Annotated in this window: 10 protein-coding genes; 4 read left to right on the forward strand and 6 right to left on the reverse strand. The window is 69.7% G+C overall.

All coding sequences use genetic code 11. The features are described 5' to 3' along the window. Positions 1–164: 164 nt before the first annotated feature. Positions 165–1,022, reverse strand: a complete 858-nt coding sequence (locus DYE07_RS13345) for an aldo/keto reductase (protein WP_115297262.1) — start codon at positions 1,020–1,022, stop codon at positions 165–167. A gap of 132 nt (positions 1,023–1,154) precedes the next feature. On the opposite strand from DYE07_RS13345, the gene DYE07_RS13350 reads away from it, so the two are divergent. Continuing rightward, positions 1,155–2,945 carry an acetyl/propionyl/methylcrotonyl-CoA carboxylase subunit alpha gene (locus DYE07_RS13350; protein ID WP_062257026.1) on the forward strand — a complete coding sequence of 597 codons (1,791 nt, stop codon included), beginning with the start codon at positions 1,155–1,157 and terminating at the stop codon, positions 2,943–2,945. A gap of 130 nt (positions 2,946–3,075) precedes the next feature. On the opposite strand, the gene DYE07_RS13355 is transcribed toward DYE07_RS13350, so the two are convergent. Next, on the reverse strand, positions 3,076–3,717 hold the full coding sequence (locus tag DYE07_RS13355) for a TetR/AcrR family transcriptional regulator (RefSeq protein WP_115297263.1): 642 nt from the start codon (positions 3,715–3,717) through the stop codon (positions 3,076–3,078). Between the two features lie 16 nt (positions 3,718–3,733). Next, on the reverse strand, positions 3,734–5,140 hold the full coding sequence (locus DYE07_RS13360) for an NAD(P)H-quinone dehydrogenase (RefSeq protein ID WP_006947339.1): 1,407 nt from the start codon (positions 5,138–5,140) through the stop codon (positions 3,734–3,736). A gap of 175 nt (positions 5,141–5,315) precedes the next feature. Here DYE07_RS13360 and DYE07_RS13365 point away from each other — a divergent pair, with 175 nt between their 5' ends. The 3 genes from DYE07_RS13365 (at position 5,316) to DYE07_RS13375 (ending at position 8,660) form a co-directional block, all read left to right on the forward strand. Next, a complete protein-coding gene (locus DYE07_RS13365) occupies positions 5,316–6,152 on the forward strand; it encodes a purine-nucleoside phosphorylase (protein ID WP_006947398.1) in 837 nt (278 codons plus the stop codon). A gap of 46 nt (positions 6,153–6,198) precedes the next feature. Then, the gene (locus DYE07_RS13370; protein ID WP_115297264.1) at positions 6,199–7,932 is read left to right on the forward strand and encodes a phospho-sugar mutase; all 1,734 of its coding nucleotides are present in this window, start codon (positions 6,199–6,201) and stop codon (positions 7,930–7,932) included. Between the two features lie 107 nt (positions 7,933–8,039). Then, on the forward strand, positions 8,040–8,660 hold the full coding sequence (locus DYE07_RS13375) for a uridine kinase family protein (RefSeq protein ID WP_038571323.1): 621 nt from the start codon (positions 8,040–8,042) through the stop codon (positions 8,658–8,660). An 82-nt stretch (positions 8,661–8,742) separates the two neighbouring features. Here DYE07_RS13375 and DYE07_RS13380 read toward each other — a convergent pair whose 3' ends face one another. The 3 genes from DYE07_RS13380 to DYE07_RS13390 form a co-directional block, all read right to left on the reverse strand. Continuing rightward, positions 8,743–9,936: an adenosine deaminase gene (locus DYE07_RS13380; protein ID WP_074041065.1), complete on the reverse strand. Its 1,194-nt coding sequence runs from the start codon at positions 9,934–9,936 to the stop codon at positions 8,743–8,745. A gap of 107 nt (positions 9,937–10,043) precedes the next feature. After that, on the reverse strand, positions 10,044–10,913 hold the full coding sequence (locus DYE07_RS13385) for a DDE-type integrase/transposase/recombinase (protein ID WP_131941356.1): 870 nt from the start codon (positions 10,911–10,913) through the stop codon (positions 10,044–10,046). 146 nt (positions 10,914–11,059) lie between these two features. Then, positions 11,060–11,482 (reverse strand): hypothetical protein, encoded by a 423-nt coding sequence (locus tag DYE07_RS13390; protein WP_074041356.1) that lies wholly within the window; start codon positions 11,480–11,482, stop codon positions 11,060–11,062. Between the last annotated feature and the right edge of the window lie 175 nt (positions 11,483–11,657).

Consider the following 11,657-nt stretch of genomic DNA (forward strand, 5'->3'; position numbering starts at 1 on the left):
TCGAATGTGGTCTCAGCTTACGTGACCACAACCAGGAACGAACCCGTGTCGCACCGAGACAGGCCCCCAGGGCCTGGCCGGAAGATGCGGCAGAAAACATTTGATCGATGATGTGACGAAGCCCCACGCGAGCTTGCTCGCGCGGGGCTCCGTCACATCATCGATCAATTCAGGTCGTTCGGGTGCGAGCCGATGCGGCCGTCCTTGTCGTCGAGGTCGCTGATGGCGTGGAGGTCGTCTTCGGTGAGTTCGAAGTCGAGGACGTCGAAGTTCTCGGCGATGCGGGCGGGCGTCACGGACTTGGGGATGACGACGTTGCCGATCTGCAGGTGCCAGCGGATGATGACCTGCGCGACGGTCTTGCCGACGCGTTCGGCGATTCCTTCGAGCACGGGGTTGGTGAGGATGTCGCCGCCCTGGCCGAGGGGGCTCCAGGCTTCGACGACGATGCCGTTGTCAGCGCAGAAGTCACGGACGGCCTTCTGCTGGAACTTGGGGTGCAGTTCGACCTGGTTGATGGCGGGGAACTCGCCGGTCTCGTCCTTGAGGCGCTGCAGGTGCTCGGGTTCGAAGTTGCAGACGCCGACGGCGCGGATCTTGCCGGCGTCGCGCAGTTCGAGCATCGCCTTGAAGGTGTCGACGTAGGTGTCCTTCTCGGGCGTGGGCCAGTGGATGAGGTAGAGGTCGAGCGGCAGGATCGATTCGCCGCCGAGGCGTTCGATGGAGGCGTCGAAGGCCTTCTTCGTCGAGTCGGCCCCCTGGTCGTCGTTCCAGACCTTCGTCGTGAGGAAGATGTCGCTGCGCGGCACGTCGGAGGCGGCGATGCCATGCCCGACGCCTTCTTCGTTGTCGTAGATGCGGGCGGTGTCGATGCTGCGGTAGCCGACCTTCAGGGCTTCCTGCACGGCGGCGGATGCGCCGTCGTTCTCGACCTGCCAGACACCGAAGCCCAACTGCGGCATCTCGATGCTCGCCGAGCCGGCCTGGAGGGTCACGGTGGGGACGTTCGTGTTCTCAGCCATGTCAGCGGTAAACCACGCCGCGCGCTCTCGTATTCCGGCGTTGAGCGCTCGGATGACGTCGGTCCCGGCGCCTGAGGAACCTACCGCCGGGTATTCTCGCCGGTCACCCCCCGCGGCGATAAGGTCACGGACATGAGTTCTGTCACCAAGGTCCTGATCGCCAACCGTGGCGAGATCGCAGTCCGTATTGCGCGAGCGGCGAAAGACGACGGCATCGCCTCCGTGGCCGTCTACGCCGAACCCGACCGTGACGCTCTGCACGTGCGCGTCGCCGATGAGGCCTACTCCCTCGGCGGCTCGACGCCCGGTGATTCCTATCTCGTCGTCGACAAGATCCTCGACGTCGCGAAGCGTTCCGGCGCTGACGCCGTCCACCCCGGGTACGGTTTCCTCGCGGAGAACGCCGAGTTCGCGCAGTCCGTCCTCGATGCGGGCCTGACGTGGATCGGGCCGTCGCCCGCCGCCATCGACTCGCTCGGCGACAAGGTCAAGGCGCGTCACATCGCGACGAAGGCCGGCGCTCCCCTCGTGCCCGGTACGAAGGATCCGGTCGACGACGCGGACGAGGTCGTCGCGTTCGCGAAGGAGCACGGCCTGCCCGTTGCCATCAAGGCCGCCTACGGCGGTGGCGGACGCGGCCTCAAGGTCGCGCGAACGATCGAGGAGATCCCGTCGCTGTACGAGTCGGCTGTGCGCGAGGCCGTCACGGCGTTCGGGCGCGGCGAGTGCTTCGTCGAGCGCTTCCTCGACAGCCCGCGCCACGTCGAGACGCAGTGCCTCGCCGACAACCACGGCAACGTCGTCGTCGTCTCGACGCGTGACTGCTCGCTGCAGCGCCGCAACCAGAAGCTCGTGGAGGAGGCGCCGGCGCCGTTCGTCAGTGACGAGCAGCACGCCGAGCTGCTGCGGGCGTCGAAGGCGATCCTGCGCGAGGCGGGTTACTCGGGTGCGGGCACCTGCGAGTACCTCATCGGCACCGACGGCGTCATCAGCTTCCTCGAGGTCAACACGCGCCTGCAGGTCGAGCACCCCGTCTCCGAGGAGGTGACGGGTATCGACCTCGTGCGCGAGCAGTTCCGCATCGCCCGCGGCGAGGAGCTCGGTTATGACGACCCGACGCCGCACGCACACTCGATCGAGTTCCGCCTCAACGGCGAGGACGCAGGCCGAAACTTCCTGCCGGCGCCGGGCACCGTCGAGAAGTTCGAGGCGCCGAGCGGGCCGGGTGTGCGCGTCGATTCGGGTGTCGTCTCCGGCGACGTCATCGGTGGCGCGTTCGACTCGATGCTCGCGAAGATCATCGTGACGGGCCGCACCCGCAAGGAAGCGCTCGAGCGCTCGCGCCGCGCGCTGGACGAGACCGTCATCGAGGGCATGCCGACGGTGCTGCCGTTCCACCGCGTCGTCGTCGAGGATCCGGCGTTCGCGCCCGAGTTCACCGACGCCCCCGACGCGCCGTTCAGCGTGCACACGCGCTGGATCGAGACGGAGTTCGACAACCAGATCTCGCCGTACGATGGCACGCCCGAGGCCGCGGCCGAGCAGGCTGCCCGTCAGAGCGTCGTCGTCGAGGTCGGCGGCAAGCGCCTCGAGGTGTCGCTACCGGGCGCCCTCGCCGTGAGTTCCGGAGCGGGCAAGGGCTCCTCGGCCGGCCCGCGTCGCGCCGCACGCAAGGGCGGTGGCGGCGCCGCGGCGAGCGGTGACTCGCTCACCGCGCCGATGCAGGGCACCGTCGTCAAGGTGGCCATAGAGGACGGCACCACGGTCGAAGCCGGCGACACGATCGTCGTCATCGAGGCGATGAAGATGGAGCAGCCGATCACCGCGCACAAGGCGGGCGTCGTCAGCGGCCTCGCCGCGACCGTCGGCGAGACGGTGACGGCCGGCACGGTCCTCGCGCAGATCAAGGACGTCGACGCCTGACGGCTCCGACGTTCGAACGCCCCGGCACGCCGAGCGTGCCGGGGCGCCTGCGTCTCACGGGTTCCTACGTCTCACGATGGACGCGAAACGCTGGTTGGCTCGATGCCCCGTAGCTCAGTGCGCCCGTAGCTCAGTGCGTGGGGCGCGCGTCCTCTGGCGACGCGGTGCCGAGCAGCACCATGCGCAGCGTCTTGTCGATGTACGGGCCGCGACGCTCCGCAGGCTGCGCGAGCGCCGACAGGACGATGCCCTCGATGCTCGCGACGGCCGTCTCGGCGCGCAGACGCGAATCGGAGCGCGCGCCGGTCTCCGAGGTGCGGCACACGATCGTCTCGACGATGCTGACGAGCTCGCTGCGACACTCCCCCACGGCCGGCGCGAGCTCGGGCGTGCGCAGCGACTCGAGGGACAGTTCGAGGATCGCGACCATCAACGCGCCGTCGTCCTGCGTCACCCAGCGTTCGAGCAGGGCCGTCGCGAACGGTGCGGTGGCGAGCGGGTCGTCGGTGCCGGACGGGATCTGCTCGCCCAGCGCGCGGACCTGCACGGCCACGCGGGAGCCGACGTGCGTCGTCAGGCCGGCGAGCAGCGCGGCGCGCGTGCGGAAGCTGACCGAGCACGTGCCCTCGGGAAAACCCGCCTGACGATCGACCGCCCGGTGCGTCAGCCCACGCAGCCCACTCGTCGCGAGGACGCTCGTCGCTGCGTCGAGCAGCGCCGCCCGGCGTGGGTTCTCGCAGGCGGCATCGCTGGGCGCGCTCGTCCTCGTCATCGCGTGCGGCGAGGGATCAGAAGACGTCGCTGCTGTGCAGACGACGTGCGGCCTCGGCGATCGAACCCGTCATCGACGGGTACACCGAGAACGTGTTGGCGACCTGGTCGACCGTCAGGCGGTTCGCGACGGCCATGCCGATCGGGTAGATCAGCTCCGAGGCCTGCGGCGCGACGACGACGCCGCCGATGATCGTGTTCGATCCCGGGCGGGCGAACAGCTTGACGAAGCCGTCGGTGATGTTGCGCATCTTGGCGCGCGGGTTCGTCGAAAGCGGCAGCGTGACGACGCGCGCCTCGATCTTGCCCTCCTCGACGTCGGCCTGGCTGTAGCCGACCGTCGCGATCTCGGGGTCGGTGAAGATGTTGGCCGTGACGCCGCGCAGGTTGAGCGGCTGCACCGCGTCGCCGAGGGCATGGTGCATGGCGACGCGCCCCTGCATCGCTGCGACGGACGCGAGCGGGTAGACGCCCGTGCAGTCGCCGGCGGCATAGATGCCCTGCGCGCTCGTGCGCGAGACGCGGTCGGTGACGATGTGGCCCGAGTCGGTGAGGTCGACGCCCGCGGCCTCGAGGCCGATGCCCTTCGTCTGCGGGATCGAACCCACGGCGAGGATCGCGTGCGTCCCTTCGACCTTGCGTCCGTCCTCGAGCGTCACGACGACCGTGTCGCCTTCACGCGTTGCGGCCATGGCGCGGCTGCGGTTGAGGACCGTCATGCCGCGGCGGCGGAAGACGTTCTCGATGACGGTGGCCGCGTCGGCGTCCTGGCCGGGCAGCACGCGGTCACGCGAGCTGACGAGCGTGACGTCGGCGCCGAGGCCGAGGTAGGCGTGCGCGAGTTCGGCACCGGTGACACCAGAACCGACGACGATGAGCTTCTCGGGGACCTCGGTGAGGTTGTAGATGTCCTTCCACGTCAGGATGCGCTCGCCGTCGGGCTTCGCGGTGTCCATGACGCGCGGGGTCGTGCCCATCGCGAGGAGGATGACGTCGGCGCGGATGTCCTCGGTCTCGCCGTTCGTGAGCTCGGCCTCGACCCACCCGTGGCCCTTGACGCGGCCGGTGCCGCGCCGGATGCGCACGCCGACACTCTCGAGCTGAGCCTGGATGTCGACGGACTGCGCCTTCGCCAGGCGCAGGATGCGCTCGTTGACCTGGCCCAGGTTGGCGTGCGCGTGCTGGTTCTCCTCGTTGCCCTCGAAGCCGACGCCGAGGCGGCCGGCCGCCTCGAAGCGCGAGAGGAAGTCGGAGGTGGCGATCAGGGTCTTGGAGGGGACGCAGTCGGTGAGCACCGCGGCACCACCGAGGCCGTCACGGTCGATGACCGTGACCTGCGCACCGAGCTGGGCGGCGACGAGCGCGGATTCATAACCGCCCGGGCCACCACCGATGACGACGACAGACTTCTTCCGTGAGCTCACCCCCCTATCCAATCACTTGACGTCAAGAGACTTCGAATCGCGGGCACGTCGATGCATGTGGCGCGAGCAGGGCACGGCGGTAGGTGCGCCTGCAGGTGCGTCGGCGGGCGCATCGGCAACAGGGACGTTCGCGCGGTCCGCACCGGTTGTCGGCCTCGCCACGTACCCTGAAGGGGTGACTCAGCAGACCACTTCGCCCCTGTCCGATCCGAGCGTCGATCCCTTCGAGATCGCGCGTGACGCCGCGCGCGTCATCGCCGAACGCACGGGCGTCGAGAAGCACGACGTGGCGCTCGTCCTCGGCTCCGGCTGGGGCCAGACCGCCGACCTCATCGGCGAGGTCAAGGCGACGATCGACAACACCGACGTGCCCGGGTTCGGCGCGGCGGCCGTCGCTGGTCACAGCGGGCAGATGCGCTCGATCGAGATCGAGGGCAGTGGCAAGCGCGCCCTCGTCTACGGCACGCGCACGCACTTCTACGAGGGCAAGGGGGTGCGCGCCGTCGTCCACGGCGTGCGTACCGCCGCGGCGGCCGGGTGCGACACCGTGGTGCTGACGAACGGGTGCGGCGGCCTGCGCCCGGAGTGGGGCCCGGGCACGCCCGTGCTCATGAGCGATCACATCAACCTGACGGCCACCTCGCCGCTCGAGGGCGCGACGTTCGTCGACCTCACCGACCTGTACTCACCGCGCCTGCGCGACGTGGCGCGTTCGATCGACTCCTCGCTCGACGAGGGCGTCTACGCGCAGTTCACCGGGCCGCACTACGAGACGCCCGCCGAGGTGCGCATGGCGAAGACGCTCGGCGCCGACCTCGTCGGCATGTCGACGGCCCTCGAGGCCATCGCGGCGCGTCACGCGGGCCTCGAGGTGCTCGGCATCTCCCTCGTCACGAACCCGGCGGCGGGTATCAGCCCCACTCCGCTCGACCACGCCGAGGTCATCGAAGCCGGGCGGGCAGCGGCCGAGCGGTGTGGGCAGTTGCTGTCGGGCATCGTCCGGGCGCTGTGACGGCGCCGACCACCGAATCGATCACCGACGCGAGCGAGGAACGACGATGACGACCGACACGGCCCACCTGCTCGACCAGGCACGTGCCTGGATCGCCGACGACCCCGACGAGGTGACACGCGCAGAACTCGAATCCGTCGTGGCGGCAGCCGAATCCGGCGACGCTGCGGCGCTCGATGATCTGGCCGATCGATTCCGCGGACTGCTCGCCTTCGGTACCGCGGGCCTGCGCGGCGCGCTCGGAGCCGGGCCCAACCGCATGAACCGCGTCGTCGTCCTTCGTGCTGCGGCGGGGCTCACGCGCTACCTGCAGACCTCGCTCGGCAAGCGGGACGTCACGGTCGTCATCGGGTACGACGCGCGCACGAACAGTGACGTGTTCGCCGCCGACACCGCGGCCGTCGTCACCGCTGCGGGCGGGCGGGCGCTCGTCCTGCCGCGTCCGCTGGCGACGCCGGTGCTCGCGTTCGCGATCCGGTACGTCGGGGCTGATGCGGGCGTCATGGTGACGGCGAGCCACAACCCGCCGCAGGACAACGGCTACAAGGTCTACCTCGGCGACGGCAGCCAGGTCGTCCCGCCCGCCGACGCCGAAATAGCCGCGGCGATCGACACGTTCCCGTCCGCGGCGTCGATCGAGCGTGCCGAGGACGGCTGGGAGACCCTCGGCGACGACCTCGAGGCCGATTACCGCGACGCCTGTGTCGCCTCGATCACCCCGGGCGGACCGCGCGACGTCGCCGTCGTCCACACGGCGCTGCATGGCGTCGGGTCGACGACGCTGCTCGCGGCGTTCGAGCAGGCCGGTTTCGCGCGCCCGACGCCCGTCGCGTCGCAGGAACAGCCCGACCCGCGCTTCCCCACCGTCAGCTTCCCGAATCCAGAAGAGCCCGGCGCGATCGACGCGGCGCTCGACCTCGCGCGCGAGGTGCGGCCCGACATCGTCATCGCCTCCGACCCGGACGCCGACCGCTGCGCCGTCGCCGCGCCCGACCCGAGGTGCGCGTCGGCTGAGGACCCCCAGGGGTGGCGCATGCTGCGCGGTGACGAGGTGGGGGTGCTGCTCGGGCAGCGTGCACTCGACCTCGCTGCGACCGGCGCGCTGCACGGCGTCGACGGGGGCGCGCCCGTGCTCGCCAACAGCATCGTCAGCTCGCGCCAGCTCGGCGCGATGGCGGCCGATGCGGGCGTCGCGCACGTCGAGACGCTGACCGGGTTCAAGTGGATCGCCCGGGTGCCCGACATTGCCTACGGCTACGAGGAGGCGCTCGGGTACTGCACCGCGCCGTCCGTCGCGCGCGACAAGGACGGCATCTCCGCGGGCCTCGCCGTCGCGGAACTGGCGGCCGGGTTGAAGGCCGAGGGCCGCACCCTCGTCGACCTGCTCGACGACCTCGCCCGCCGCCACGGCGTGTACGCGAGCGACTCGTTCAGCATCCGCGTCGCCGAGCTGGCGCAGATCCCCGCCATCATGGCGGCCCTGCGCGAACGACCTGCGACGCAGATCGGAGACGTCGTCGTCGCGCAGTTCCACGACCTCGCCCTCGGTGACGGCGGCCTGCCGCCGACCGACGGCCTGCGCTACCTGCTCGCCGACGGCACCCGCGTCATCGTGCGCCCGAGCGGAACCGAGCCGAAGGTCAAGGTCTACCTCGAGGCGATCGTGCCCGTGGACGACCTGGCGCCCGGCGTGGACGACGCCCTGGCCGCGGCGCGTGCGGAGGCGGCCCGCCGTCTCGCCGCGACGCGGCGTGCGATGGAGGAGCTCACCGCACTGTGACGTCTCACGAGAGCGCCGCCGAAGGGGCCCTTCCGACGAGCGACGTTGCCCCCGAGAAGGTTTCGACGACTCACCCGCCGGCTCCGGCTGACGCAGACGGGCCTGTCGTGGGCGCGCGGGGAGCGCTCGCCCGCGTCATCGTCGTGTCGGGGCCGTCGGGCAGCGGCAAGTCGCGGCTGGCTCGCCAGTTGTGCGCGAGCCACGGGTGGCCGTTCGTCAATCTCGACGACTTCTACCGCGATCACGACGCGCCCGATCTGCCGCGGTTCGCCTCGGGCGAGATCGACTGGGACAACGCCGGCACGTGGAACGTCGAGGCCGCTGCGCAGTCGCTGGAGCGGTTGTGCCGCACCGGTGCCACCGACGTGCCGCAGTACTCGATCTCGCAGAGTCGTGCGACGGGCACGCACTCCGTCACGCTCGACGGAGCCCGGTTCGTCGTCGCCGAGGGCATCTTCGCGCCCGACGTCATCGCCCCGCTCGCCGAGCGCGGTGTGCTCGGCGAGGCGTGGTGCCTGCGTCGCAACCGGACGGTGACTGCGGCCCGGCGGTTCATCCGCGACGTGGCCGAGCGCCGCAAGCCCCCGCTCGTCCTCGTGCGGCGTGGGGCGCGGCTGTGGCGGGACGAACCCGAACTCGTCAGAGCGCACCTGGCGCGCGGCGCCCAACCCGTCACGTTCTCCGAGGCCGTGCGCCGCGCTGCGGCGCTGCAGTCGTCAGCGATCTGACGGGCGCACCTGGGCGGCGCTCAGGGTGCACGTGCTCGGCCACCGAACGCAGCAGCGTGGGTCACCGACCAGGTCAGGCACGTCAGGCGCGGGCCGCGGCGAACCCGGGTTTGATGACGTCCATGATGATCGCGAGACGCTCGTCGAACGGGATGAACGCCGACTTCATCGCGTTGACGGTGACCTTCTCGAGGTCGTCGAGACCCCAGCCTGCCTCGCTGACGAGCCCGGTCATCTCCTTCGTCATCGACGTGTCGCTCATGAGGCGGTTGTCGGTGCTGAGCGCGACGCGGAAACCGAGTGCCAGCAGGAACGAGATGGGGTGGCTGCGCAGCGACAACGCCGCACCCGTCTGCAGGTTCGAGATCGGGCACACCTCGAGCGCGATGCGCCGATCGCGGACGAAGGCGGCGAGGCGCCCGAGGCGGACGTCGGCCTCCCCCGCCCGAACACGCTCAGGCAGCGCGGCGCGAGCCGGCTCGTCGAGTTCGGGGTAGGCGACGCCGTCGATCGTGATGTCGTCGGTGATGCGCACGCCGTGCCCGAGCCGTTCGGCGCCGCAGTACTGGATGGCCTCCCAGATGCTCGGCAGCCCGAATGCCTCACCGGCGTGGATCGTGAAGTGCGCGTTCTCGCGGCGCAGGTACTCGAACGCGTCGAGGTGGCGTGTGGGAGGGAAACCGGCCTCGGCGCCGGCGATGTCGAAACCGGCGACGCCCTGGTCGCGGTAGGCGACAGCGAGTTCGGCGATCTCGACGCTCTTCGCCGCGTGGCGCATCGCCGTCAGCAGGGCGCGCATGACGATGGGCCTGCCCTGCTCGGCGGCGCGTTCGGCACCGCGTCGGAAGCCTTCGAGCACAGCGTCGACGACCTCGGTGAGGGCCAGACCCTTCTCGATGTGCAGCTCCGGCGCGAAGCGGACCTCGGCGTAGACGACGCCGTCCGCCGCGTGATCCTCGGCGCACTCGGCGGCGACGCGGACGATGGCGTCGCGGGTCTGCATGACGCCGACGGTGTGCTCGAACGTCTCGAGGTAACGCACGAGCGAACCCGAGTCGGCGCTGTCACGGAACCAGCGCGCGAGTGTCTCGGCGTCGTCGGCCGGCAGCGCGTCGTAGCCGGTCTTGCGCGCGAGTCCGAGGACGGTCGCCGGACGAACCCCACCGTCGAGGTGATCGTGCAGCACGACCTTCGGCAGCGCCGCGACGACGTCCTGTGTGAGTGCCCGCGCCGCCGTTTCGTCCAAGCTGTGTGTCGTCGCAGAGGTGTCAGTCATGGCCCAAGTGTAGGGCTCACCTGCCCCGTCCCCATCTGCGATTCTTGTCCACATTCGCGATTTTCGTCCACCTCTGCGAACGGCGGTGGATGTCAACCTGTGGTGAGTCACTCAGGGCCGGGATGGTTGATTCCGGCCCACGCTTTCGGGGCGGGCACTGGCGCGCGGTGGCCGCGGAAACGTTCGGGGTGACGCGCCTGGTAGTAGGCGAGGCTGACTTGGCGGCGAGCGTGCAGCATCTTCCACGACCCGTCGTGCACCTGCGCGGGCGTGTACAGCGCGATCCCACTGTGGTGGTGGGCATGGTTGTACCAGTGCACGTGCTGCGCGACGTACGTGCTCGCCTCCACCAGCGACGCGAACACGCCCGGATACGACGCCCGATTCTTCAGGGTGCGGAACTCGGACTCGATGTACGGGTTGTCGTTCGACACCCGCGGACGCGAGTGCGACACCTCGATGCCATGTGCCGTGAGGAACTCGTTCAGCAGGTTCGAACGCATCACCGCGCCGTTGTCGGCGTGCACGACCTGCGGCACGCACCCACCCTCCGCCGCGATCGCGGCCATGAACAACGCCATCGCATCAGCAGTGCTCTCACGCTGGTGCACACTCGCGACGATCACCTTGCGGCTGAAGATGTCGATGATCGCGTACGCCTTGAACGCCACACCCCGAAACGCGGTGGGCAGGTCGGTGATGTCCCACGCCCACACCTGGTTCGCGCCAGTCGCCAACACCTGCGGTTTCACCCGCGCCACCGCCCGCTCACCCGCCGCGCCCGACTGCTCGACTGTGGCCTGCTCGACTGTGGCCTGCTCGCGGCGCACGCGCGCGGCGATACGCCACCACGAACGCAGACTCGCTTCCATGAAGCCCTCGTCCCACGCCTTCGCGAACGCGCCCGCGACACCCAAACCGCCCGTGCGCCCCGCACTGATGAAACCCGCGACCCGCGCGCACACCGACGCGCTCAACCTCGCTGGCTGCTCCCGCTCACGCTGCGGCACAGGCGATACCGCCGCAGCAACGTCACGGCCATGGTGGTGGCGGGCGTGCCACGTGCCACGCGAGACACCAGCGACCTGCAGCGCACGGCGCTGACTGAACCCCGCCAGCGCGCTCAGGTCTCGGATGAGGTCGTTCTCGGCTGCGATGAACGCTCGGGTGGCGTCGTCGGGGGCGTATCGGGCTCGTGCGCGTGCCAGTGTTGCAAGAGCCCGATAGCTTTTCCCAGCGACTCGTTCGCCTGACGTAGCCCGTCAGCCTCGGTCCGTAGCCGCGCGACTTCCGTGGCGTGGCGGCGTTCTTGCGCGGCGAGTTGTTCTTCCAGCCGGCGCATCTGATCAGAGCGAATATGGTCCATCGAGCCACCCTGACGCGGCGTGAGGCCACGGTCAAGATCACCACGGACATACTCACTACGCCAGCGACGTAACTGACTCGCCGTGAACGGCTGCTGCGCCAACCACGCCGTTTTCTGCCCGAACGCCAACCCCAGATACGTCACTACCGCATCCCGCTTTTCCTCGACCGTGAACACCACGCCTCCTCAACACAAGTGACTCACGACCAGGCTGGCACTTAGGGCGGCGTCCACCTTCGCGATTTCCGTCCCCATTCGCACATCTCGTCCCCATCTTCGGTTTTCGGTCACTCTCGCAAGAGTGACTGAAAATCGGAGATGGGGACGAGATTCGCAAGGGTGGGCAGGAATCGCC

The organism is Dermacoccus nishinomiyaensis, assembly GCF_900447535.1.
GTDB classification, from domain to species: Bacteria; Actinomycetota; Actinomycetes; order Actinomycetales; family Dermatophilaceae; genus Dermacoccus; species Dermacoccus nishinomiyaensis.